General features: G+C 67.4%; 22 protein-coding genes and 2 pseudogenes. 19 read left to right on the forward strand and 5 right to left on the reverse strand.

Annotation, left to right across the window (positions count from 1 at the left end; all coding sequences use genetic code 11):
- Positions 1-114: 114 nt before the first annotated feature.
- From TSB10P1A_RS10170 to TSB10P1A_RS10180, 3 genes are read right to left on the reverse strand one after another with little or no spacing between them, the layout of a single operon-like run.
- The gene (locus TSB10P1A_RS10170; RefSeq protein WP_186387795.1) at positions 115-1,422 is read right to left on the reverse strand and encodes a four-carbon acid sugar kinase family protein; all 1,308 of its coding nucleotides are present in this window, start codon (positions 1,420-1,422) and stop codon (positions 115-117) included.
- Complete coding sequence (locus TSB10P1A_RS10175) at positions 1,415-2,701, reverse strand: ribulose-bisphosphate carboxylase large subunit family protein (RefSeq protein ID WP_186387796.1); 1,287 nt, start codon at positions 2,699-2,701, stop codon at positions 1,415-1,417. Before TSB10P1A_RS10175 ends, TSB10P1A_RS10170 begins: the two co-directional genes overlap by 8 nt.
- Positions 2,702-2,716: 15 nt before the next feature.
- The gene (locus TSB10P1A_RS10180) at positions 2,717-3,259 is read right to left on the reverse strand and encodes a putative glycolipid-binding domain-containing protein (protein ID WP_186387797.1); all 543 of its coding nucleotides are present in this window, start codon (positions 3,257-3,259) and stop codon (positions 2,717-2,719) included.
- 137 nt (positions 3,260-3,396) lie between these two features.
- Here TSB10P1A_RS10180 and TSB10P1A_RS10185 point away from each other — a divergent pair, with 137 nt between their 5' ends.
- The 9 genes and pseudogenes from TSB10P1A_RS10185 to TSB10P1A_RS10225 all read left to right on the forward strand — a co-directional run.
- A complete protein-coding gene (locus tag TSB10P1A_RS10185; RefSeq protein ID WP_186387798.1) occupies positions 3,397-4,725 on the forward strand; it encodes an aspartate aminotransferase family protein in 1,329 nt (442 codons plus the stop codon).
- A 9-nt stretch (positions 4,726-4,734) separates the two neighbouring features.
- On the forward strand, positions 4,735-5,145 hold the full coding sequence (locus tag TSB10P1A_RS10190; protein WP_186387799.1) for a hypothetical protein: 411 nt from the start codon (positions 4,735-4,737) through the stop codon (positions 5,143-5,145).
- A gap of 65 nt (positions 5,146-5,210) precedes the next feature.
- Positions 5,211-6,176: a TRAP transporter substrate-binding protein gene (locus tag TSB10P1A_RS10195; protein WP_186387800.1), complete on the forward strand. Its 966-nt coding sequence runs from the start codon at positions 5,211-5,213 to the stop codon at positions 6,174-6,176.
- 52 nt (positions 6,177-6,228) lie between these two features.
- Entirely contained in the window at positions 6,229-6,750 is a 522-nt protein-coding gene (locus tag TSB10P1A_RS10200) for a TRAP transporter small permease (RefSeq protein ID WP_186387801.1), read from the forward strand.
- The gene (locus TSB10P1A_RS10205) at positions 6,747-8,030 is read left to right on the forward strand and encodes a TRAP transporter large permease (RefSeq protein WP_186387802.1); all 1,284 of its coding nucleotides are present in this window, start codon (positions 6,747-6,749) and stop codon (positions 8,028-8,030) included. Before TSB10P1A_RS10200 ends, TSB10P1A_RS10205 begins: the two co-directional genes overlap by 4 nt.
- 68 nt (positions 8,031-8,098) lie before the next feature.
- Complete coding sequence (locus TSB10P1A_RS10210; RefSeq protein ID WP_186387803.1) at positions 8,099-8,815, forward strand: GntR family transcriptional regulator; 717 nt, start codon at positions 8,099-8,101, stop codon at positions 8,813-8,815.
- Between the two features lie 642 nt (positions 8,816-9,457).
- Positions 9,458-9,871 carry an MFS transporter gene (locus TSB10P1A_RS10215; protein ID WP_256376668.1) on the forward strand — a complete coding sequence of 138 codons (414 nt, stop codon included), beginning with the start codon at positions 9,458-9,460 and terminating at the stop codon, positions 9,869-9,871.
- A 75-nt stretch (positions 9,872-9,946) separates the two neighbouring features.
- Positions 9,947-10,777, forward strand: a complete 831-nt coding sequence (locus TSB10P1A_RS10220; protein ID WP_186387804.1) for an alpha/beta fold hydrolase — start codon at positions 9,947-9,949, stop codon at positions 10,775-10,777.
- A gap of 122 nt (positions 10,778-10,899) precedes the next feature.
- Positions 10,900-11,241, forward strand: a pseudogene (locus TSB10P1A_RS10225) (homoserine dehydrogenase); the annotation flags it as partial.
- A gap of 81 nt (positions 11,242-11,322) precedes the next feature.
- Here TSB10P1A_RS10225 and TSB10P1A_RS10230 read toward each other — a convergent pair.
- Positions 11,323-11,916: pseudogene (locus tag TSB10P1A_RS10230) on the reverse strand (hydrolase); the annotation flags it as partial.
- A 379-nt stretch (positions 11,917-12,295) separates the two neighbouring features.
- On the opposite strand from TSB10P1A_RS10230, the gene TSB10P1A_RS10235 reads away from it, so the two are divergent.
- Positions 12,296-13,546 (forward strand): DUF5996 family protein, encoded by a 1,251-nt coding sequence (locus TSB10P1A_RS10235; RefSeq protein ID WP_186387805.1) that lies wholly within the window; start codon positions 12,296-12,298, stop codon positions 13,544-13,546.
- 231 nt (positions 13,547-13,777) lie between these two features.
- Here TSB10P1A_RS10235 and TSB10P1A_RS10240 read toward each other — a convergent pair whose 3' ends face one another.
- Complete coding sequence (locus tag TSB10P1A_RS10240) at positions 13,778-14,521, reverse strand: alpha/beta hydrolase (RefSeq protein WP_186387806.1); 744 nt, start codon at positions 14,519-14,521, stop codon at positions 13,778-13,780.
- Between the two features lie 267 nt (positions 14,522-14,788).
- Between TSB10P1A_RS10240 and TSB10P1A_RS10245 the strand changes: the two genes are divergently transcribed.
- From TSB10P1A_RS10245 to nikE, 9 genes are all read left to right on the forward strand, one after another.
- On the forward strand, positions 14,789-15,196 hold the full coding sequence (locus TSB10P1A_RS10245; protein WP_186387807.1) for a helix-turn-helix domain-containing protein: 408 nt from the start codon (positions 14,789-14,791) through the stop codon (positions 15,194-15,196).
- A 777-nt stretch (positions 15,197-15,973) separates the two neighbouring features.
- On the forward strand, positions 15,974-17,356 hold the full coding sequence (gene mgtE / locus TSB10P1A_RS10250) for a magnesium transporter (protein ID WP_186387808.1): 1,383 nt from the start codon (positions 15,974-15,976) through the stop codon (positions 17,354-17,356).
- A 200-nt stretch (positions 17,357-17,556) separates the two neighbouring features.
- Positions 17,557-18,678 carry a hypothetical protein gene (locus TSB10P1A_RS10255; RefSeq protein WP_186387809.1) on the forward strand — a complete coding sequence of 374 codons (1,122 nt, stop codon included), beginning with the start codon at positions 17,557-17,559 and terminating at the stop codon, positions 18,676-18,678.
- 89 nt (positions 18,679-18,767) lie between these two features.
- Entirely contained in the window at positions 18,768-19,289 is a 522-nt protein-coding gene (gene nikR, locus TSB10P1A_RS10260) for a nickel-responsive transcriptional regulator NikR (RefSeq protein ID WP_186387810.1), read from the forward strand.
- A 215-nt stretch (positions 19,290-19,504) separates the two neighbouring features.
- Complete coding sequence (gene nikA, locus TSB10P1A_RS10265) at positions 19,505-21,040, forward strand: nickel ABC transporter substrate-binding protein (protein WP_371515086.1); 1,536 nt, start codon at positions 19,505-19,507, stop codon at positions 21,038-21,040.
- Between the two features lie 5 nt (positions 21,041-21,045).
- Entirely contained in the window at positions 21,046-21,990 is a 945-nt protein-coding gene (gene nikB / locus TSB10P1A_RS10270; RefSeq protein WP_186387812.1) for a nickel ABC transporter permease subunit NikB, read from the forward strand.
- On the forward strand, positions 21,987-22,880 hold the full coding sequence (nikC, locus tag TSB10P1A_RS10275) for a nickel ABC transporter permease subunit NikC (RefSeq protein WP_186387813.1): 894 nt from the start codon (positions 21,987-21,989) through the stop codon (positions 22,878-22,880). The genes nikB and nikC overlap by 4 nt, the downstream gene beginning before the upstream one ends.
- Before the next feature lie 38 nt (positions 22,881-22,918).
- Positions 22,919-23,710, forward strand: coding sequence for a nickel import ATP-binding protein NikD (locus TSB10P1A_RS10280; RefSeq protein WP_186387916.1), 792 nt, complete (start codon positions 22,919-22,921; stop codon positions 23,708-23,710).
- Positions 23,707-24,540, forward strand: coding sequence for a nickel import ATP-binding protein NikE (gene nikE / locus TSB10P1A_RS10285; protein ID WP_186387814.1), 834 nt, complete (start codon positions 23,707-23,709; stop codon positions 24,538-24,540). The genes TSB10P1A_RS10280 and nikE overlap by 4 nt, the downstream gene beginning before the upstream one ends.
- Positions 24,541-24,550 lie beyond the last annotated feature (10 nt).

Here is a 24,550-nt window from a genome sequence, read left to right on the forward strand (position 1 = left end):
TCGTTGAGAGCACGCCGCTCCATGTGACGAACTTCAGATTCGGATGAAAGGAAAGCTCCCGTCGGTCAGGGCCGATTTCCGATCCGGCGCGAGCGTCATGTAGCTTTCAGAAGCTCAGGCGTCTCTGGCGCGGGCGAAGAAGTCCTCACCGCCCATCTGCCCGCCTTTGAGAGCGATTTCGATCCTGGAGCCGTCGCGCCTTGAGCCCTGGCAGAGGGGAGCTCCGGGTGCAAGGGGGTGGACCACCTGCAGAACCACGAGGTCGAGGGCGCGCGCGACACGCCCTGATGTATCGCCGCCGGCGACGATCACCTTGCGGAGCGCGGCGCGTTCGACGAGCGTTGCGAGCACCTTGCCAAGCGCCATGCCGATGCGGCGCTCCAGATCGCCGCGTTGGCGTTCGTCGACCGCGACACCGAAGTTCGCCTGTCCGCGGGCCGAATAGACCAGGACGGATTGGCCTGTCTGCAATACCGTTGTCGCGGTGTCGGCAGCCTTGTGACAGGCAGCCATCATCGAACGATCCTCCATGAGCTCCGCCGGTTCGATGCGAATGAGCGCAAAGCCGTTGCGCGCTGCGGCGTCCATCTGCTGAGCGGTCACCGGCGAACAACTGCCCGACACCACCGCAACCGGGCATGGCCCCTGAGCGAGGCGTGGTGGGGAACGAAACGTGCCGCCAGCGCCGATCCTGGGAGCGAGGGCCGTTTCCACTGCGCTCGACCCAACGCAGAAGATCGGCGCTTCGGCGCTTTCGCGATCGAGCCATCCGCCAATATCGGCGAGGTGACCGGGAGACGTCGTATCGAACAGGACGGCACGGCCGTTTGCCTCCAGAGCCGGATAGTGCCCGGCTTCGAGGTCGGCGAGCGAAACAAGGTCGATGGGAAGCTTGGTTTGACAGGCCAGATGGCGCCGCAGATCGGACTCCGTCATCGGCGTCACGGGATGTCGGCTCATGACGGGATGGCGGTCGAGGCGGTGAACCGTGGGCGCATGTCCCGCCCGAGCGAAAAGATGACCAAAGGCGACATAGCGACCCAGCGCCGGGGCGCCGACGACAATCGGCGTCGCCCGATCGCCGAAGAAGCGTCGGCCGATTTCCATTGCCTTGCCGATGCTGCCCTTCGTCGGCGAGGAGTCGAATGTCGAGCAGACTTTGTAATGCAGGACCCGGGGATTGAGATCGGCCAGGAAACGGAAGGCATCCGCCAGATGTGCCTCCATGTCATCGGGCGACATGGCCCGGCTCATGCCGGCGAGCCCGACGGCCTGCACGTCCGGCAGCAGGCGCATGGCCTCGTCCGTCGGCTCCAGGAGCAGCGCAGCCGACACGTTCGCCGAGGTGAGAGCGTCGAGCGCGTCCGTCGAGCCCGTGAAATCGTCGCCATAGAAGCAGAGCGAGGGTGAGAGGTCAGCCATTGCCCGTTCCCCGTCTTGTTCTGATCTGTCCGAATGTCCGGATTGAGGCCGCCAGAGCAGGATGGGTGGCTGCATGGTCATCGAGCGCAATGCCGAGTTTCGCCGCCTCCCAGGCCTCGCGAAGGGCGCGAACACCCGCGGCAGCGCCGAGCGGATGGCCGAGGATCCCGCCGCCCGCCAGATAGAGAAGGTCGTCGCTGCCGACCTGCCGGAACGTCTCCGGGGCCTGGCCGCCCCACTGGCCCGAGGAGAACACCGGCATGACAGCCGCGTGCCGACCCAGGGGCGCCAGACACGCCCGTGCCGAGGCCGCGACCGAGGCGTCCTCCTCGAAGAACTTGCTCTGCAGCCCGCCGACATGGAGGTGATCGACGCCCGCATGACGCCACAGTTTCTGATAGGCGGTGAAGCTGATGCCGAGCGAGGGATGGCGCGTCAGCATTCCCCAGCCGGCACGATGACCGTGGAGAGGAAGGGTGGAATGGCGTCTCAGCTCCCCGATCGCGGAAGGGCCGCAGGCGTTGAGCGAGACCATGATGCAGGTTCCACCGGCGGCGGCGACAAGGTCGTGGCTGCGGCGCATGTCGTCGGACTCTCCGCTGACATTGAATGCGAACATGGGCTTGCGTCCGGTTCGGTCCGCGACGCGGTCAAGGGCGCGGGAAACGGCCGCCACGCGTGCGGCCAACGGAGCCGATGGCGGGTCGGTGAGGCACTCGTCGTCCTTGATGAAGTCGATACCGGCGTCGCCGAGCGTCTCGACCAGCGCGGCGATCTGCTCCGGCGGCAGGCCCAGCTTCGGCTTGACGATGGTGCCGATGATCGGGCCGGTCGGGATGCCCGTGAGCGAGCGCGTGCCGGCTACGCCAAAGGCGGGACCGGGAAAGCGGTCGGAGAAGCTTGCGGGAAGCTCGACGTCCTCGAGACGTATTCCGGTGAGTTCCTGAAGCTCGAACAGATTGCCGAGCAGGATCGCGAAGAGCGAAGCCAGGTTAGGTGCGAAGTTCTCGACGGGAAATGACACGCGTGCCACGGCACGGGTTGTGCGGACATCCCTTGCGAGCCCCGGCAAGGAGGTCGCGAGGCTGGGCAATGCGCCGTCCGCGACCCGATCCACCGCCTCGACCCTGGCCCCGTGCCGCCGCAGGACATCGTCGGTTTCGCCCGGGACCTGCACGAACGATCCGATCGACTGTTCGCTGGCAAGCAGTTCGGCTGCCCTTTCGATGTCGATCGGGCTTTCGATGAGATAGGTGCAGTGAAGTCTTTCGTCGCTCATGGTCTCGGCTCGATCCTAGAGCACGCGGCGGAACAGCGTCGGATAGTCGGTCACCAGCCCGTGGCCATCGACGTCCAGCTCCGTCTCGAAATGCCGAAACAGACCTTCGTAGCGATAGCGCCGATCGGACATCAGACAGGTATATGCCTGGAGCGCCGGCGCGAGGGTGAGGCTCGGCACTGCGATATAGACGACGCGGATCTCGCGACGCGCGCCTTCAGCAAGGCGAAGCCGGCGAATGGGCAGCGTGTTGGTGAGCGGGGTGGCGGAGATGTCGACATCGATACACCCCTGGAGCTCCGGCAATGGCGAGCCGGCACCGTCCCTCCAATTGCCTTCGCCATCGCTCGCCAGCCGCAGAGACGCTCCGCCGACGACATCGATCTCGACGCTCCGAACCGTCCAGTCGCCCGTGCAGTGCAACCGGTAGCGCGCGCCATAGGGACCGAACCGGTCTCCGGTCACCACGCTCTCGACGCGTATCTCAGAAGCCCCGACGGCGACGTCGGCATGTTCGATGCCGAGCCCGTCCTCTGCTCTCCAGCGTGCCGTAACCATTTCCGTCTCCCTGTCGATCGGTTCACTGCACAATAATTAATTATTTTTTATTGACAAGGAAAAATCGCGATGGGCATGATCTGGTCATGCCTGATGTTGCGCCACAGCCATCGGCCGAGTGCGAGGGAGTTGAGAAATTGACGGTATTCCTGAGGGATTTCGCGACGGCACCGCTGCGCATCGCGCGCGGATCCGGCGTCTACCTCTTCGATGAAGAGGGCAATCGCCACCTTGATGCGATGGGAAGCGCGGGTGTCGTCGGCATCGGCCATGGCCGCACGGAGATCGCCGAGGCGCTGGCCGATGCCGGCGATCGCGTCACTTTCGTCTACAACGCCGGCTTCTCAAATCCGTGGCAGGAGCGGTTCGCGGCTTCGATACTGTCCGTCGCCCCGCCCGGGATGGGATCGGTCTATTTCTCGTCGGGGGGTTCGGAAGCGAACGAGACGGCGCTGAAGCTTGCCCGGCAGTACCACATCGAACGGGGAGAGCCGCGCCGTCACAAGATCATCGCGCGTTGGCAGAGCTATCATGGCGTCACCATCGCCACCCTCTCGATCTCCGGCCGCACGAGCTGGCGGCAGCCTTACGATCCCTATCTGTTGCCGGTGGTGCATATTCCCCCGCCTTACGAATATCGGTGTGGCTTGTGCGCCAGGCACGGCGGCTGTTCGCTTGCCTGCGCCGACGAGTTGGAGAAGGCGATCCTGCTGGAAGGGCCGGAGACCGTCTCCGCCTTCTTTGCCGAGCCGATCGTCGGCACCACTTGCTCCGGCGTCGTGCCGCATGCGGATTATTACCGGCGCATCCGCGAGATCTGCGACCGCTACGGCGTGCTGTTCGTCGCCGACGAAGTGCTCACCGGCTATGGCCGCACCGGCCGGCCCTTCGCGATCCAGGAATGGGGCGTGACACCCGACATGATCACCGCCGGCAAGGCGATCGCCAGCGGCTACGCCGCCCTCGGCGCGACGATCATCAGCGACGAGATCACCGAATTCTTCCGCACCAGCAAACGCCGCTTCGTGCATGGCTTCACCTATAGCGGCCACCCCGCCGCCTGCTTCATGGGCCAGCAGGTCTTCGAGATCATGACCCGCGAGGGCCTGTTCGAGAGGCCCGGCAAGACGGGGGCCTATCTGTTCGCGCGGCTGGAAGCGCTGCAGCAGCGCCACGCCTGCATCGGCGAGGTGCGCGGACGCGGGCTGTTCGCCGGCCTGGAATTCGTGGCCGACCGCGCCTCGCGCCGGCCCTTCGCCGAGAGCGAGCAGTTCACCGCGCGCCTGGCAGCGCAGATGCGCCTGCGAAACGTCATCATCAATCCCGGTGTTGCAGGCGCCAACTACGGGCGCGGCGGCGATCATATCCAGATCAGCCCCCCGTTCGTCATCACCGAAGACCAGATCGACCAGATCGTCGACGCCCTCGACGGCTCCCTGACGGCCATCGCCCGAACCGACGCATGAGGAAAAGCCATGTTGAAAGCTGAAGTCTGCCACGGCTCGAAGGGCCGTGTCGTCGTGATGGACTCCATCACCAAGCTGACGCCGGATGATGAAGGCGCCATCGTCGTCTCCGCCTCGCATGGCGGGGCGAGTTCGGGAGAATTCGCCCTCGCCGTCCCGGTCGGCGCGGTGTTCTTCAACGATGCCGGCTTCGGCAAGGAGAACGCCGGAGCCGTGGCGCTCGCCATGCTCGACGAGCGCGGGATCGCCGCCGGCGTCATCGCCCACACCAGCGCCCGCATCGGCGATTCCCGGGACACCTGGGACAACGGCGTCATCTCCGACGTGAACCAGGCGGCCCGGAAGCTCGGGCTGCGCCCCGGCACCCGTCTGCAAACGGTGCTGAGCGAGCTCGTCGCGCCAGAGCGCCGGACGAACTGACCCGAACATGCCCGCCCCAGCGGCGGCTGATCTCAAAGACAAAGCAAAACCGGAAGGGGATAGTTATGAAGTCACAGCTCAAGACGTTCGTTGTTGCATGCGCCCTCGCCCTGTCGGCCGGGCTGCCGGCCGAGGCACAGACCCGCATCCGCATCGGCGGCACCGGCACGCCCGAGGGGCCGGACACCAAGGTGATCGAGCTGTTCAAGGCCAATCTGGAGAAGGAGCTTGGCGGCAGCGTCTCGGTGGAGATTTTCCCGGCTTCGCAGCTCGGCACCTGGAGCGAGATGGTCGAGCAGGTGAAGGGCGGCGTTCTCGAATGCATGTATGAGAGCGTCGGCGTCCTCGGCTCTTTCAGCCCGATCTCCAACATCGAAGGCGTCGCCTATCTCTATCGCGATGAGGACCATTTCTTCCGCATCTGGCGCGGGCCGGCGGGCAAGGCGGTGATCGAGTCCATTGCCGAGGACTCGGGCTTCCAGGTCGTCGGTCCGGGGTTCCGCGGGTTCCGGCAGTTTCTGGTGAAGAAGCCGGCGGACAGCCTCGCCGACCTTCAGGGCATGAAGGTGCGCGCGCCCGGCATTCCGGCCTATGTGACCTCCATTGCAGCACTCGGCGTCAATCCGACGTCGATCGCCTTTGAGGAAACCTATGCCGCGCTCCAGCAGGGGGTGGTCGATGGTCTTGAGCAGCCGCTGGTCGCCATCAAGGATCATCGTTTCTTCGAGGTGGCGAAACACCTCGTCGTCACCAACCACATGGCCGAGACGATGGCGTTCATCTGCAACGCCCCCTGGTACGCCGGGCTCGACGCTCCCGTGAAGGCGGCGTTCGAGACGGCGGCGGATGCGAGTGCCGACTGGTATCGCGCCTATACCCAGGAGAGCAGCCAGCAGCTCATCGGCGAGCTGCAGGCGAACGGCCTCGTCGTCCACGCACCCGATCTCGAGGCGTTCGCCAGGCGCGCGGCCGAAGCCAGGCACGACGGAGCGCTCCAGCCCATCATCGACCGGTTCCGCCTGGTGAACTGATTGAACGGCGGCTCCCGGCGCCGTCTTGCCGGGAGCCGCGCGGGAGGAACTCATGTCTCATATCATCATTCGCGTCGGCGCTGCGCTGCGCTGGATTTTGCGGCAGGGGCTCGCGCTGATGCTGCTCGCCATCATCGTGCTGGTCTCCTTTCAGGTGGTCGCACGCTATGTCACTCACGGCGCCACCCATCAGCTCGCGGAAATCTGCCGCCTGCTGATGATCTGGATGGTCTTTTGCGGTGCCGCGCTGCTGGTCTCGATGCGCGACCTGATCCTCATCGATGTCGTCCAGCATCGGATGAGCCCAAGGGCTCGCGGCGCGCTCGGGCTGGGAACGGATGCGCTCACCGCGCTGCTGCTGGTCTTCCTCAGCCACTACGCCTGGCAGTTGATCCAGATGGCCTCCGGCAAGATCGCCCCGGCGACGGGGCTGTCCTATCGGTGGTTCTATCTGCCACCGATCGTCTTTGGCGCGCTTGGCCTGTTCTTCATCATCGAGCGCCTGTTCACGCGCCGTCTCGTCTCCCCGGCCGCGTCCCTTCCGCCCTCGTCACCTGAGGAAATCCGCCCATGACCATGCTCGCGGTACTGTCCGCCGTCTTCTTCGTCCTCACGTTGCTGTCCGTGCCGATCGCCGTTTCCATGGGCGTTGCCGCGCTCGTCATTGTCGCCCTCTGGGGAACGCCGGGCGTCCTGCTGGCCCAGAAGCTGGTGAACGGGATCGATTCCTTTCCGCTGCTGGCGATCCCCTTCTTCATCCTGTCGGCGGCGATCATGAACAGCGGCGGCGTCACCGCGCGCGTCATCGACCTGTTCGCCAGCGCGCTCGGGCGGGTGCGGGGAAGCTCCGGCGTGGTCAATGTCGGGACCAACGTGTTCCTCTCCGGCATTTCCGGCTCCTCGGTCGCCGATGCGGCGGCGAGCGGCGCCCTGCTGATCCCCGAGATGAAGAAGGAAGGCTACTCGCCCGCCTTCGCGGCGGCCTTCACCGCGGGCGCGGCCGTGCTCGGCCCGATCATCCCGCCCAGCATTCCGCTGGTGATCTACGGGGTGATCGCCCAGGTCTCGATCATGAAGCTCTTCGTCGGCGCCTATATCCCCGGCTTCATCATCGCCGCGGCGCTGATCGCCTATGTCACCTATGTCGCCAGGCGCAAGCGGCTGGCGGCGCGCGGGAGCATCGCCTGGACCGAGATCGGCCGGAAGTTCCGGGTCAGCCTCTGGGCGCTGAGCATGCCGCTGCTGCTTGCACTCGGGGCCAAGGGCGGCCTCTTCACGGTCACCGAACTGGGCGCGGTGCTGGTCTTCTACGCCCTGTTCGTCGGCTGGGTGATCCACCGTGAATTCCAGTGGCGCCAGTTTCCCGGGATGCTCACCGACGCCGCCCTGCAGACGGCCAATATCATGCTGATCGTCGGCATCAGCTCGTTTGTTGCCTATCTGATCGTCGTCAACGGCATTCCCCGGGATATCCAGGCGCATCTGCAGGCGGCCGATCTCGGTCCGCACGGCTTCCTGCTGCTGGTCAACATCATCTTCCTCGTTGCCGGCATCTTCCTCGACTCGACGCCCGCCACCATCATCCTGGTGCCGATTTTCCTGCCCGCCGCTCTCGCCTATGGCATCGACCCGGTCCATTTCGGGCTGGTGGTCGTGCTGAACCTCATGATCGGACTGATCCACCCGCCTATCGGCCTCAATCTCCTGATCACCCAGTCGATTTCTCGCGCGCCGATGGGCCAGGTCGTGCGGGAGAGCTTGCCGATCATCGCGATCATTCTGGCGGTGCTGCTGCTGATCACATATGTGCCGGCCACCGTGCTTTGGCTGCCGAATGCCCTGGGGATGCCGTAGAAACGCGGTGCATTTGGCCGGCCAATCGGCTAGAATAATTAATTATTGTCGATAGGAAGGCATGCGGCATGGCGCGCACCAAAGCTGTCTCTGGGCGTCCCGGTCTCGACGAAGTCGTCGCGGAGGGGATTCGTGAGAAGATTCTCTCCGGGACGCTGACCACCGGCACGCATCTCGTGGAGGCCGACCTGGGACAGGAGTTCGAGGTGAGCAATGGAACCGTCCGCTCGGCTCTTCGCCATCTTCAGAACGAAGGCCTGGTCGAGTTCCGTCCGCGCCGCGGCATGTTCGTGGCCGGGCTCAGCGCAGTGGACGCCCTCGAACTGTGCTCGTTGCGCAATTCTCTCGAGGCGCTGGCGGCCGAACTCGCGGCCCGGAACCTGACGGACGAGGATGCCAGCCGACTGAAGAAGACCATGGAGGACATGCGGCGGGCGGTGACGCGCCGCGACAAGCGCGCCTGCATGGAGGCGGACATTGCCTTCCATCGGCAGATCGTCGCCATGTCGCGGCACAAGAGACTGATCCAGATGTACGGGCTTCTGGAAAGCCAGATCCGGCTGTTCATGACCCTCACCGAACCCATGCATAGCGATCTGTTTGCCGACATGATCCCGCTCCACGAGCCAATTGCCGACGCGGTGCTGAGCGGCGATGCGGCCGCGGCGGCGCAACTGTCGAGCATTCACAACAATCCGGATGGCAAGGCACTTGCCCGGCACATGGCGGCGGACGCGCCTGAACCGGAAGGGAAGGCGCTGCGCCGAGCGGGGTCTCGCCGATGACGGCCGCCTGATCGGCGAGGCCGTCCGATCAGGCGGCCGCCGGTATCGCGCTCCGAGAGAACGGGAAGTCGCCCTTCTGCAAGACAGCAAACAGACGGCGGCGCTCGGCCATGGCTCGGTTCAACGGCCTGTGGTCGCCTGGCGGCTTGTTCGAGCGCGGACGTTCCGTTGCGCGCAGCGAACAGGAATGGAGCGCAGCGGCCCCCTGCTTGCTGGCCAGGAAGCGCGTCTAGAGCATATTCTTGTCGTTCAGATCGAACCGATCTGAACGACAAGAATATGCTCAAGGTATTGAATTTGGAGCGATTTCTTATCGATCAGGTGATTCTACCTGATCGGAAAGCGCGTCTAGAGCATCAGCCAGGCTGCCGGCGCCGCGGATGACCGCGTCGCGCGGGCTCCCTGTGCTGCGAGACCGGTCTGGATCGCTTCCGCCGGCCCGGCACTCCGCATCGGCAGCCCCGGTCTGGACGGCCTCGCGGCTTTCCCTCGGCAAGAGCCCGCAAGATCGGCACCGTCATCGCAGGCCCTGCGCCGCGGCACTCGGGCGCGGGCAGTAAAGTCAGCCTCGCAAAGCCAACCTGCCCGAAAGCCAACCTGCCTTTGTGCCGCAGCCCTTCCGGCGCCTTCGTGGCAGCGGTTGTGGCGCGGCGGCGCCCGTCTCCTCGGGCACCGGCCGGCACTCGGACTAACGATCTGGCGCCCTCGAACCATTGGGCGGAACCTGTGGTCTTCGTGCAGCCGGCGGACGACCGCGGGCCGGTGCTGATCGAGATCGAGTATCGGATCGAGCCCGCGCGCCTTGCCGACTTCGTCGTCGCCCTGCGCGATTTCCGGTCGTCGCGGCAGCGTGACGGCGCCATCCGCTGGGACGTCTGGGAGGACGTCGCCGAGCCGGGGCGTATCGTCGAAAGCTTCGTCGTCGAGAGCTGGGTCGAGCACCAGCACCAGCATGCCCGTGTGACCCATGCCGACCAGCTCGATCAGCAACTGCTCCAGGCGTTCCATGTCGGCGACCGGCCGCCCGTCGTGCGGCATCTGTTGAGGCCGCTATGACCGACCGGGCGCAGGCGGAACCGCTCGTCCCGCCGCCCGGCAATTTCCTCGAAACCCGCGAAAGGAAGACATGCCATGACCACCATCACCCTGACCGACGGCACGACGCTGTTCTACAAGGACTGGGGACCGAAAGACGCCCAGCCCCTCATGTTTCACCATGGCTGGCCGCTCAGCGCCGACGACTGGGACGCCCAGATGCTGTTCTTCCTGTCCGAAGGCTACCGGGTGATCGCGCATGACCGGCGCGGCCATGGCCGGTCCGACCAGACCGACACCGGCAACGACATGGACACCTATGCCGCGGACGTGGCCGAGATCGCCAAGGCGCTCGATCTGCGCGACGCGGTCCATATCGGCCATTCGACCGGCGGCGGCGAGGTCACGCGCTATGCGGCGCGGGCCGAGCGCGGCCGGGTGGCCAAGGCCATTCTGATCGCGGCGATCCCGCCGGTGATGGCCCGGTCCGATGCCAACCCGGACGGCGTTCCGATGGAGATCTTCGACGGCCTGCGCTCCGCCCTGGAGGCAAACCGGGCGCAATTCTATCGCGATCTGCCGAGCGGGCCGTTCTATGGCTTCAACCGGATGGGCGCGAAGGTCAGCCAGGGCCTGATCGACAATTGGTGGCGCCAGGGCATGAGCGGCGGCGCCAAGGCGCATCACGACTGCATCGAAGTGTTTTCGGAAACCGACTTCACCGAGGACCTGAAGGCGATCACCGTTCCTGTACTGATCATTCACGGCGAGGACGATCAGATCGTGCCGATCGAGACCTCGGCCCTCAAGGCGATCAGGCTCGTCAGGGACGGCACGCTGAAGACCTATCCCGGCCTGTCGCACGGCCTGTTCGCCACCCATCCGGAGGTGGTGAATCCGGATATGCTGGCCTTCATCCGCGCCTGAGACGGCTCGCCAAGGGGATCGGCGGTCGCGGATTGCGCGGCCGCCGCACGCGCGCCTTCGACCGGCGCTGTTCGAAACGTTGGGGTCTCGGGCTTGAGCCTCGAAGACAAGGCAGTGAAATCATGAAGATCGTCAGGGTCGCGATTGCCGGTTTCGGGGGCGTGGGCCGCGCCACCGCCACTCTTCTCCTGGCCCGGCGCGAGCGCTACCGGCAGGTTCATGATACCGACATCCGCCTCGTCGCCGTCTGCGGATCGCGCGCCGGTCTGGCCGATGCGGACGGTCTCGAAGCCGGGCGCCTTGAGGCGCTCGAGCCGGGCCTGTCGGGCCCGGCCTTCATCGAGGCGAGCGGCGCCGACATTCTGATCGAGGCCGGTCCCAGCGATTTTCGCACCGGGGGGCCGGGCCTTGCCTATCTCCGATCCGCTCTCTCGGCGGGACGCGACGCGATCGTCATATCGAAGGGCGCGCTGGTCCACAGCGGACCCGATCTGCGCGCCCTGGCGCGCTCCTCGGGAGCGATGCTGAAACTCAGCGGCGCCGCTGCCGCTGCCGTAGGCGTGCGACCCGATCGCCTCGTTGAGCGCTTCCGCCGTTTCGGCCCGCGCCCAGTCGCGCTGCCATTCGGACGCCACGGCCAGCCACGTCATCATATTGACGCCGGCCGCAATCATACGCTGGATTGCGACCTGGTGCGCCTCGAGCGAGGTGCCCCCCGACGCGTCGGTGACGACGGTCACGTCCCAGCTTTCCCCGGCCGCCTGGATGGCGGGCATGGCGACGCAGACCTCGGTCCACAAGCCGGCGATGATCAACTGCTTGCGGCCGGTCGCCTTGACCGCATCGACGGTCGGCTTGTCTTCCCAGGTGTTGATCAGCGTCCGGTCGATCACCTCCTGGCCCGGGAACACGTCGGTGATCGAGGGGAACAGCTTTCCGCCGCGGTCGGCGACAACGGTGGTCAGGATGGTCGGGACAACGAACACCTTGGCCGCCTTGGCGAGGCCGGTCGTGTTGTTGACCACCATATGCGGGTCGTGGCTGTTCAGGTTGGCGAGCTGGTAGGGCTGGTGGTCGATCAGGACCAGCACCGAATCCTCGGGCCGGAGCAGCGAGGCAAGGCCGTTGCGGAAGGTCATGTCAGTCTCCTGAGTCTGGGGGAAGTGCTCATTGACTGCCGGTAAGTAGCGAATGCGCCCCTGCTCTGCGGTGCAGGACATGCCGCCCTGGTGCCGTTCTTGCGCCCTTTCCGGCGCGCCGCGGCGCGCAGGCTTGAGTTCGTTCGGTTTCTCGGAAAGGGTGCGACCAGATTTTTGGCGGGTCCGCCGGCCGGACTGCGTGACGGCGAGACCCTGCGGCGAGCGCGGCAAGCGATCTATCCGTCGGCGATGGGGCAGGGCCCGCTCCTGCCGGGCGCGCCGCGAACTGGGGCAAGGGACGCTTCGATCTGCCCGCCGGCGACCGGAGCGAGCACATCCCCCTTCCGGACTGACCGGATCCAGCCTGGAGAAACGAGACATGACCACCTGGCCCCGCCTCGATTACCTCAGTTGGCGTGAAACCTGTTCAGCCTTGCATCTCTATCTCCAGATCGCCGGCAAATACCGGCTGGCGCACACGCCGTGGCTCAATCACTCCTGGAACGCGACCTTCTATGTCACGCCGACCGGTCTGGCCACGTCGCCCATCCCGGATGGGCCGGGCATCGAAATCCTGTTCGACCTTCGCAAGCACAGGGTCGTGGGCACCAATGGCAACGGTCACACGGCGGCGTTCGATCTCGGGCCGACCACCGTCGCGGCCTTCCACGCGAGCTTCGTGCACCTGATTTCGGAGCTCGGCGGCACCCCGACCTTCAACGGCCGCCCGAACGAGGTGCCCTTCCCGGTTCCCTTCGCCGAGGACGACCGCGACCGGCCCTATGACGGCGAAGCCGTGCAGCGCTTCCATCAGGCCTTGCTGGCGGTCGACAGGGTCTTCAACCGGTTCCGCACGTCCTTTGTCGGCAAGTCCAGCCCCGTTCATCTTTTCTGGGGCAGCTTCGACCTGGCGGTTACCCGCTTTTCGGGGCGCCGCGCGCCGCTCCATCCCGGCGGCGTTCCGGCCTTGCCGGATGACGTCGCGCAGGAGGCCTACGACCGCGAGGTCTCGTCAGTGGGTTTCTGGCCGGGCGGCGGCGGCATCGACTATCCGGCCTTCTATGCCTACGCCTACCCGGCGCCCGGCGGGTACCGCGCTGCGGCCGTGCAGCCCGATGCCGCCTTCTGGCACGACGGTCTGTCGGAATTCGTCCTGCCCTACGAGGCCGTTCAGTCCCTGGCCGATCCCGATGAAGCCCTGTTGGCGTTCCTGGTCTCCACCTACGAGGCGGCGGCCGATCTCGGCGGCTGGGACCGCGATCTCCTGGAATGCGCGCATGGGCAGCCGCGACAGGTGCGGGCCCCCGATGCGGCAGGGGCGGGGAATGCGCCGTCGGCGGGCGATGAACAGGTCGAGCGGGAGGAGGGCGCGTCGAAGGGGCGCTACCGCCTCCTCGTCGACGGCATCGAGGCCGAGATGACCTACAGCCGGGCCGGCGCCGGGATGATCATTATCGACCACACCGAGGTGCCGGCGGCGCTGCGCGGCCGCAAGGTCGGCGAGCGGCTGGTGCGCCAGGCGATCGAGGACGCCCGCCGCGAAGGGGTCGCCATCCTGCCGCTCTGCCCTTTCGCCAAGGCGCAGATCGCACGGCACCCGGAATGGCAGGACGTGGTGCGCCGAGCCTGAGAGGGGGCGGCGGAGCGTGACATCGCTTCCCGGCACCTTGATCCGCCGCCCCTCCGGTCCCCGGACCGTCGCCGGGGGCCAAACGACGGCAATCACGAAGTCACGACCTCACAAGGCGCCACCGGACATCGGCCCGGGAATCGGGCTGGCAACCGGGCTGGCAACAAGACCAGGCAACAAGACCGGGCAAAGCGCACGGACCGGTTCGCCCGGCCCGTGCGGTAAAGCGCCCTATTCGACTGCCCTGGCGGCCTGCCGGATGAGGTCGGCCACCTCGTCCGGGCTCGTCATCGGCAGCATGTGACCGTTCTCGATATCGACGATGGTGGAACCGGCCCGCTCGGACATCTGACGCTGCAGGCCGGGCGCAATGGTCCGGTCGAGGGTCGCGATGGCCGACCAGCTCGGCTTCTCGTTCCAGGCCGCGACGCGAGCCTGGTAGTTGAGGATCGCGGTGTTCGATGCCGCCTGCGACCTTGCCACGTAGATCGCGTCGTCCCTGGACAAGCCGTTTCCGACGATGGCGACGAAGGTGTCTTCATCGACTAGGTAGTGACCGTCGTCGAAGATCCTGAGCTTGTCGGGCGTGAACTCGGTCGGAACCGAGGCCATCAGGGCCACGCCGCTTTCGCCGGCGTCGGGTTGGAACGCCGCGACATAGACGAGGCCCTTGACGTTCGGGTCGCCGCCGACTTCGCTGATCACCATGCCGCCGTAGGAATGCCCGACCAGCAGCATCGGGCCGTCCTGACTGTCGACAATCCGCTGGACTGCGGCAATGTCGTCCTCAGTGGAGGTCAGCGGCATCTGCGCGATCGTGACTTTGTAGTCTTCCGCCGTGAGACGGTTGTAGACGCCGCGCCAGGTGCTGCCGTCGACATTCGCGCCATGCACGAGAACGATGTTCTTCACATCGGCGAGCGCCGCGCCCGATTGCGCGGTCAACGCACCCAGAGTGAGGGCGCAGGAAAGCATGAGAGCTTTTAGAGGAGCCATGTTCGGGATCTCTGCTGTTGTTCACGTTGAAGGACAGACGGCCGGCGGCCCATGCAGCGTGGTGCCCTGTCCCGCGGCCAGGTTGCCAAGGTCGCGCGGGCTGTCCGGACCGGTTCGGCAGCCGGCCGGGTCAACCCTCGCCATCGATCGTTCCTTTCGGTAACCATTGATGGTTATGAAATGGGACTGCTATAAGAAGCGCGCAAGGCGGCACATGTCTGTAAGCCGGTGACCAGGAGGTAACTCATGGAGAAGCTGATCCACGGCAGGCCCTACACGGAAACGAAGAAAGGACCGGTCTTCACGCCCTGCGCGCCGAACAACATCCTGGCGCGGCTGGGGGACAAGTGGACGATCCTCGTCGTCAGCATTCTCGCGCTGGAGCCGGAGAGGCCTCTGCGCTTCTCCGAAATCAGGAACGGGATCCCGAAAATTTCGCAGCGCATGCTCACCCTGACACTGCGAAACCTCCAGCGGGACGGCCTTGTCCTGCGCCATTACTTTGCCGAGGTTCCCCCGCGCGTCGAATACCAACTGACGCCAATGGGCCGGACGATGCTCCCGGCGCTTGAAGGGTTCACCGACTGGATCAGGGACAACTGGCAGGAGATCGAGCAGTCTCGCCAGCGGTTCGATGCAGCCGCCGGCGGCTAGCGCGGACTGATGATTGCGCCGGAACCGGGGGTGCAAGCCCCTGAAAGCCGGACGGTGCCCTGCGGGCTTGATCCGCCCGCCGCGGGAGGTTATCTGTTTCGCGTCCGCGCCGGTTCGCGCTGCGGGCCTCTTTGTCAATCGAGAGAACCATGGACAGCTACCCTAGTCGTGGCGTCCGTCATCGGGCGCCACTCCGTACAGCGATGATCGCTCCCGGCCAGGGCCGGGTGAGCGGCGCTCGGGCTTAAGGGCCGGCTCCCGTTCACCTCCTCCCCCGCCGCGAGGGGTCGAAGGAGGTGAGCCATGAAGAAAATCATCTTCCTCCCACATGTCGACCGGCATCTGCCGAATCGTACGCGCTCGTCTGCCGCACAGGCGGGCGTCGAACGCCTCCGCGTCTCCGCGCGGTCCTTGCCGGACCGCCGGCTGGCATGCCGTTGGTCCGCCGATGGCGCGACCGGAGGGCTCCGCTGTGGCTGGTCGCTGGAGGAGAATGCCGCCACCGATTCCGACTCCGCCGGCCCTGCGCCGTGTGCCCGATTGTCGATTTGTCACATAACACGACTAAGTCTCAAAACCGGCAGCCTTCGGGCGGCCTGACCCTTCAGGAAGATCGAACATGGAAGACGGATCTAGTCGCACGGCCGCGCGGGCATCGCGCCCCGTGGCCGTCGTTTCCCAAAGACATCCCCAGACAGCCTGCCGGCGCCCGGTCCAGCCCCATCGATGAGGGCGGGTCCTCCGTCGCCGGCGCCCCGACCGACGGAGTTCAGACCCATGACCGCCATCATCACCGCCGCGGCCTTCCGCGATTATCTTGCCCGCAACGACCTTGCCTCGATCAAGGCCGCGCTCGCCGACCGCCATCCCGCCGATATCGCCGCCGATGTCGGCGAGCTGGCCCCCGGCGAGATCGCCTCCATCCTGCTGCTGCTGCCCGAGCGCCGCGAGGCGGAGGTCTTCGGCTATTTCCAGCCCGCGCTCCAGGTTGCCATTGCCGGCCGGCTGTCCCGCCCCGACCTGGCGCGGCTCGTCACCGCCATGTCGCATGACGAGCGGGCCGACCTGTTCAACCGGCTGACGCCGGAGCAGCAGCAGGCGCTGCTGCCGGGCATCGCCCATGCCGAGCGCGAGGACATCCGCCGGCTCGCCTCCTATCCGGAAGGCACGGCCGGCTCGATCATGACCTCGGACTATGCGCTGTTGGCGCCCGGCCTCACCGCGCGCGAGGCGATCGACCGGCTGCGTCACGAGGCGCCCGACAAGGAGACCATCTACGAGGCCTATGTGGTCGACGACGCGCGCCGTCTCGTCGGCGTCGTCTCCCTGCGCGACCTCTTGATCGCCCGCGACGAGGTGCAGGTCGCCGACATCATGCGCAAGCGCGTCATCTTCGCGCGGGTCGGGGACAAGCGCGACGAGGTGGCGCAGAAGATCGCCGACTACGACCTGCTGGCGCTGCCGATCACCAATGGCGGCGATGCGCTGGTCGGCATCGTCACCGTCGACGATGCGATGGACGTCGCCGAGGCCCAGCGCGGCCGGCGGGTGATGCAGTTCGGCGGCAACGTCGCGCCGGGCGGCGGGCCGGACCTCGACCTGCGCTCCTCCAGCTTCGTGCAGATGTTCAAGGTGCGCTCGTTCTGGCTGATCATGCTGACGGTGTTCGGCGTCGTCACCAGCACCTTCGTCGCGGCGCAGGAGGAGATGCTGAGCCAGGTGATCGTGCTTGCCGCCTTCATCGCCCCGATCGTCGACATGGGCGGCAACACCGGCAGCCAGTCGGCGACGCTGGTCATCCGGGCGATGGCGCTTGGCGAGCTCAAGCTGCGCTGGCGCGATGTCTGGTTCGTGATCCGGCGGGAGATCCCGGTGGTGCTGACGCTGGGCGTGGTCATCGCCCTGCTGGAGGCGGTGCTGGCCTTCTTCAGCAAGGGTGTCGGCGGCGACGTGCTTCTGGTGGTCGGCCTGTCCATGGCGATCTGCACGGTGCTCGGCGGCCTGATCGGCGCGCTGCTGCCGTTCGCCGCGCGCCGCATCGGCACCGATCCGGCGACGCTGAGCTCGCCGATGATCACCTCGATCATGGATCTGCTCGGGGTCTTCATCTATTTCGGCCTCGCCTACGCGCTGCTCGGGCATCTGCTGACCGCCGGATAGGCCAGCCTGTCGTCCGGTTGCCGGCAGGCCGACAAACGGCCGCCGGGCCACCATGGCCCGCCATGATGCCGTGACAAGGAGCCGCCATGCCGATGGCGCGTCACCTGGCGATTGATCTGCCTTAAGGGCGGACGGATGCCGCCATGATGATTATATAGAGGGCCGCGAACACCCGCGGACAGTACCGGAAGGACAGCCATATGCTTCATGTCGATATCCCCACCCGCTCGGAAATCGCTGCGCTCAACGGCACCAGGAGCGATGCCTGCGTGTCGATCTACCTGCCGACGACGCCGCTCACCCAGGAGAGCGGTGCCTCGCGGATCGAGCTCGGCAATCTCGTCCGGCAGGCGCGCGAGCAGCTCGAGGCGGCGGGGTTCGACAAGCGGCGGCTGGCGGCGCTGCAGGAGCAGTTCGACGCGCTGGCGGAGGATGACGAGTTCTGGCGCCTGCAGGCCAACAGCCTCGCCCTGCTGGCGACGCCGGAGAGCCTGCGCACCTTCCGCCTGGCCAACCATCTCACCACCCTGGTGGAAGTGTCGGACCGGTTCCACCTGAAGCCCCTGCTGCGCGCCGTCACCTTCCCGCAGTCGGCCTATGTGCTGGCCCTGTCGGAAAACGCCGTGCGGCTGGTCGAGGTCCATGGCGAGCTGCCGGCGGCGACGGTCAGGATCGACGGGCTGCCGAAGGACGCGGCCAGCGCCGTCGGCAAGTCGACGCTGAACGACCGCTCCGCCAGCGGCCGCATCCAGGGCTCGGAGGGGCAGAATGTCCGCTTCCAGCAATATGCGCGCAAGGTCGACGCGGCGCTGCGCCCGTTCCTGGCCGGGCGCGAGACGCCGCTGATCCTGGCGGCGACCGGGCGGCTCGCCTCGGTGTTCCGCGCCGTCAACAGCTATCCGCACCTGCTGCCGGACGACATTTCCGACAGCCCCGACCGGATTTCCGATGCCGATCTGGCGGCGGCCGCGCGCCCCGTCCTCGATGCCGACCATGCCCGTGACCTTGCGGCGCTGACGGCGCTCTATGCGGCGCGCGCCGGCGAGGGCCGGCCCACCGCCGATGTCTCCGATGCCGCCCGGGCGGCGACATTCGGCGCCATCGACACGCTGCTGGTCGACATCGACACGGTGGTCGCCGGCACGGTCGACGAGGAGAGCGGCGCCGTCACCTTCGCGGAAGCCGCCAGCGCCGGCACCTATGGCATCGTCGACGAGATCGCCGGCCGGGCGCTGGCGAGCGGGGCGCGGGTCCTCGGCGTGCGCCGCGCCGACCTGCCCGGCAAGGGCGACCTTGCCGCCATCCTGCGCTTCGCGGTCTAGGCTCACCCGGCTCCGAAGTCCGGGGGACGGTCCCGCCACCGGGACCGCCCCCCGTCGTCTCCTCCGCCCCGCTGTCAGGGAAGCCCGTCATGGAACGCATCACGATCACGGTCGACGAGGACCTGCTGCGGGAGATCGACGCCCTCGGCGCCAGGCGCGGCTATGCCAGCCGCTCCGAGATCTTCCGCGACATGGCGCGCGAGGCGCTGGCGCGCGAGGCGATCGGCCCGGACGACGAGCTGGAGAACGAGCGCCTGTGCTACGGCGCGCTCACCTATGTCTATGACCACGGCATCCGCGACCTGCCCAACCGGCTGACCGACAATCACCACGCCCATCACGCCCTGTCGGTCGCCACCACCCATGTCCATGTCAGCGCCGAGAACTGTCTCGAAGTGTCGATCCTCGCCGGCACCGCCGGCGATCTGCGCCGCTTCGCCGACAGTGTCGTCAGCCAGCGCGGCGTGCGTCATGGCAGCCTGCATGTTTTCCCGGCGCTCGAGGGCGAATCGCTGCTGCTGCGCGGCCATGCCCATGATCATGATCATGCCCCCGATCACGACCCGGACCCCGGCCATCGCCACGGTGGCGGGAACGACCGCAACCGCTGAAACGCCCGGCCGCCCAGGGCGGAGCCGGATTGCGCCGAGGTCGCGCTTGACGGATGGCGGCAGTATGATGTTATTCTAATTCATCATACGGTTTGCCCCTATCGATTGCCGTCCCGACCAACCGCCCTTTCGGAAAGCGTCACATGTTCAAGCTCCTCCGCGCCGCCGCGCTTGCGCTGCCCCTTGGCCTGTCGCTGTCCCTCAGCCCGGCGGTGATGCCGGCCGCGCCGGCGGTTGCCGGCCCGGCGCTCGACTTCTCCTGGCCGGTGAATGTCGGTCCGCTCAACCCGCATCTCTATTCGCCGAACCAGATGTTCGCGCAGGCCATGGTCTACGAGCCCTTGGTGCGCTACCGCGCCGACGGCACGGTCGTCCCCTGGCTGGCGGCATCGTGGGAGGTGTCGGACGACGGGCGCGTCTACACCTTCGCCCTGCGCGAGGATGTTTCCTTCTCCAATGGCGAGCCCTTCGATGCCGCCGCCGCCAAGGCGAATTTCGACGCGGTGCTCGCCAACCGGCCCCGCCATGCCTGGCTCGAGCTCGCCAATCAGATCGTCTCGGCCGAGGTCGCAGGCCCGCATCTGTTGCGGCTGACCCTCAAGGACGCCTATTACCCGGTGCTGCAGGAGCTGGCGCTGCCGCGCCCGTTCCGCTTCGTCGCGCCGTCGCAATTCATCGAGGGCGGCACGAAGGACGGCATCGCCGCCCCCATCGGCACCGGGCCCTGGATGCTCACCGAGACGCTGCTCGGCGAGCGCGACACCTTTGCCCGCAACGAGGCCTATTGGGGCGACAGGCCGGCCTATCAGGCGATCACCGTCAAGGTCATTCCCGATCCCAACACCCGCGCCATCGCCTTCGAGACCGGCGAGATCGACCTGATCTATGGCACCGACGGGCCGATTTCGCCGGACACGTTCGAGCGCTTCCGCGCCATGGGCGAGCGGGCCGGCCTCACCGCCGCCCTGTCGGAGCCGCTGGAGACCCATGCCCTGGCGATCAACACCAATCGCGGCGCCACCCGCGACCTTGCCGTGCGCCGGGCGATCAACCAGGCGGTCGACAAGGACACGATGATCGCCACGGTGCTCTACGGCACCCGCCGCCGCGCCGACACGCTGTTCGCGCCCAACGTTCCTTACGCCGATATCGGCCTTGAGCCCTATCCTTACGACCTCGACGAGGCGCGGCGCCTGCTGGAAGACGCCGGCTGGACGGCTTCGACCGAAGGCGGCATCCGCGAGAAGGACGGCGAGCGGCTCAGCGTCGAGCTCTGCTTCGTCGGCACCGATGCGGTCGCCAAGTCGATGGCCGAGATCGTCCAGGCGGACCTGCGCCGCGTCGGCATCGAGGTCCTGCTCACCGGCGAGGAGGAGAGCAGCGTCTATGCCCGCCAGCGCGACGGCCGCTTCGGCATGATCTTCAACCGCACCTGGGGCGCGCCTTACGATCCGCATGCCTTCGTCAGCTCCATGCGCGTGCCCTCCCATGCCGATTATCAGGCCCAGCTCGGCCTTGCCGACAAGGCCGAGATCGACGCGATGATCGGCAAGGTGCTGGTCACCACCGACGAGGCGGCGCGCCAGGCGCTCTACCGCGATCTCCTCACCCGCCTGCACGATCAGGCGGTCTACCTGCCGCTGACCTATGTCACCGCCGTCGCGGTCGCGCGCAAAGAGGTGGGCGAGGTGCCGTTCGGCGCCATGTCGAGCGAGATCCCCTTCGACCGCCTCACCCCGGCGGCGGACTGAGGCAGATGGCCGGCTTCATCCTCCGCCGCGTCCTCCTGCTGCTGCCGATGCTGCTCGGCGCCTCGCTGGTCATCTTCCTGATGCTGCGGCTGGGGCCGAGCGATCCGGCGATGGACTATCTGCGCCTGTCCAAGGTGCCGCCGACGCCGCAGGCGCTGGAGGACGCGCGCATGATGCTCGGCCTCGACCGGCCGATCGTGACCCAGTATCTCGACTGGCTCGGCAAGGCGGTGCGGCTCGATTTCGGTGTCTCCTATGCCACCCAGCGCCCGGTGCTGCCGGACCTGCTGCACTTCCTGCCCGCCACGCTGCAGCTCGCAGGTGTCGCGCTGGCGCTGACCATCGGCCTGTCGGTGCCGCTCGGCATCTGGGCGGCGCGCTACCGCGAGCGCTGGCCGGACCAGATGGTGCGGCTCGTCGCCTTCATCGGCGTGTCGATGCCGAATTTCTGGCTCGGCTTTCTCCTGGTGCTGCTGTTCTCGGTCCATCTCGGCTGGCTGCCGCCGATGGGCCGCGGCGGCCTTGCCCATCTGGTGATGCCGGCGGTCGCCGTGTCGCTGATGTCGCTCGCCATCAATGCCCGGCTGCTGCGCGCCAGCATGCTGGAGGTCGCCGGCCAGCCGCATGTGCGCTATGCCCGGCTGCGCGGCCTGCCCGAGCGGCGGGTCGAGCGCGCCCATGTGCTCCGCAATGCCTGGCTGCCGGTCATCACCGCCATGGGCATGCATATCGGCGAGATGATCGGCGGCACCCTGATCATCGAAAGCATCTTCGGCTGGCCGGGCGTTGGCCGCTACGCCGTCTCGGCGATCCTCAACCGCGACTATCCGGTGATCCAGTGCTTCACCCTGGTGATGGTCGCGATCTTCATGCTGTGCAACCTGGTGGTCGACATCGTCTATGCGCTGGCCGACCCGCGCATCCGCCTGTCGGCGGAGGGAGTGGAATGACCGACCTGCCGCTCCATGGGTCCTCCGCGCGGCCCTCCCGCCGTCTTCTCTCCCGGCTGACCGCGCCGTTTTCGGGGCGCTGGCCGGTGCGCCTCGCCCTTGCCGTCGTCGCCCTGCTGGTCGTCGCGGCCGTGGCCGGTCCCTGGATCTCGCCGCACGATCCGGACGTGATCGACCTGACCGCGCGCCTGCAGGCGCCGGACGCCGTCCACTGGCTCGGCACTGATCATCTCGGCCGCGACATGCTCTCGCGGCTGATCGCCGGCGTGCGCGTCTCGCTCGGCGCGGTGGCGGTGACGCTGGTGCTCATCCTCGCGCTCGGCATCGCCGTCGGCGGCGCTTCCGGCTTCATCGGCGGGCGCACCGACCAGCTCATCATGCGCGTCACCGACGTCTTCCTCACCTTCCCCACCCTGGTGCTGGCGCTGTTCATGATCGGCATGCTCGGCACCGGCCTCGTCAATGTGATCATCGCCATCGCCCTGTCGCACTGGGCCTGGTATGCGCGCATCGTCCGCGGCATCGTCCTGTCGCTGCGCCACCGCGACCACCTGCTCGCCGCCCGCCTTGCCGGGGCGAGCCGGCTGCGCATCTTCGCCGCCCATCTGCTTCCCGCCACCCTGTCGCAGCTCATGGTGCTCGCCACGCTCGATATCGGCCACATGATGCTGCATGTCTCCGGCCTCTCCTTCCTCGGCCTCGGCGTCACCCCGCCGACCGCCGAATGGGGCGTGATGATCGGCGACGCGCGCCAATATGTCTGGACCGCGCCGATGCTGATCTTCTGGCCGGGCCTTGCCCTCTTCGTCTCGGTGATGGCGTTCAACATCCTCGGCGACGCGCTGCGCGACCGTCTCGACCCGCATCTGCGGGCGGAGCATTGCCATTGACCGCCGCTCCGCCGTTCCCCACGTCCCCGGCGCCTGTCCTGCCGACCCCGCAAACCCTCTCCATCGAGGGGCTGACGGTCGCCGCCGGCCATGACGGTGCCGGCCCCGTGCTGGTGCGCGACCTGACGCTGGAGCTCCGGCGCGGCCGCGTGCTGGCGCTGGTCGGGGCCAGCGGCTCGGGCAAGTCGATGACCTGCATGGCCGCGCTCGGCACCCTGCCGCCCGGCACCAGGACGCTGTCCGGCCGCGTCCGTCTCAATGGTGCCGAATGCGCGCCCGAGGCCCTGCGCGGCCGCGAGGTCGCGACGATCCTGCAGAACCCGCGCAGCGCCTTCAATCCGGTGCGGACCATGCGCGACCATGCGCTGGAGACGCTTGCCGCGCTCGGCCTTGCCGGCCCCGACAGCGAAGCCCGCATCGAGGCGGCGATGGCCGAGGCCGGGCTCGACGAGCCCGCCCGCATCCTGCCGCTGCATGCCTTCGAGATGAGCGGCGGCATGTTGCAGCGGATGATGATCGCGCTGGCGCTCCTCGCCGAGGCGCCGTTCCTCTTCGCCGACGAGCCGACCACCGATCTCGACCTTGTGGTGCAGGCGCGCATTCTCGACCTGCTGCAGCGCCTCGTTGCCGCGCGCGGCCTCGGCGTGCTGCTCGTCACCCATGACATGGGCGTCGTCGCCCGCCTCGCCGACGAGGTCGCGGTGCTCGATCACGGCCGGCTGGTCGAATGCGCGCCGGTCGAGGAGGTGTTCGGCGCCCCGCGCCATCCGGTCACCCGCATGCTGGTTGCGGCGCATCTGGCGCTCTACGGACTGGAGCTTGCCCCATGACGCTGATCCGCGCCGATGGCGTATCCCGCACCTATCGCAGCTTTTCGCTGGTCGGCGCGGGCGCCGCGCGCACCGCGCTCGCCGGCGTCTCGCTGTCGGTCGCGGCCGGCGAGACCGTCGCCCTGCTCGGCCGCAGCGGCTGCGGCAAGAGCACGCTGGCGCGGCTCCTGTGCGGGCTGGAGCGGCCCGACCGCGGCACCGTCTCCTATCGCGGCACGCCGCTTGCCCGTCTCGACAGGGCAGGCGCGCGCCGCTTCCGCCGCGAGGTGCAGATGGTGTTCCAGGACGCACCGGGCGCGGTCAATCCCCGCTTCGACATCCGCACGATCATCGCCGAGCCGCTGCGCCATCTGACCTCGCTCGATGCTTCGGCTCGCGCCCGCCGGGTCGACGAATTGCTGGAGATGGTCGAGCTGCCGGCCTCGCTCGCCTCCATGCTGCCGTCGCAGGTCAGCGGCGGCCAGCTCCAGCGCGTGTGCATCGCCCGCGCGCTGGCGCCCTCGCCGGCGCTGGTCGTCCTCGACGAGGCGGTCTCCAATCTCGACCTGCACCTTCAGGCCGCGACGCTGGCGCTGCTCAAGCGGCTGCAACAGGCCTCCGGCCTTGCCTATCTCTTCGTCACCCACGACCTGCGGCTGGTCGAGCGCTTCGCCGCCCGCACCGTTGTCATGGACGCCGGCACGGTGGTCGAGGAAACCCCGAGCGGGGCGCTTGTCGAGCTCCGCCACCCCGCGTCCCTGCTGCTGAAATCGGCGATCCTGCCGCCCCTGCCGGCGCGCATGCCAGTGCGCATGGCGGCGCGCATGCCGGCGCCCGCCCCGGTCGCCTGAGCGCCCGCCC

This window comes from Stappia sp. TSB10P1A (assembly GCF_900185725.1).
GTDB lineage: Bacteria > Pseudomonadota > Alphaproteobacteria > Rhizobiales > Stappiaceae > Stappia.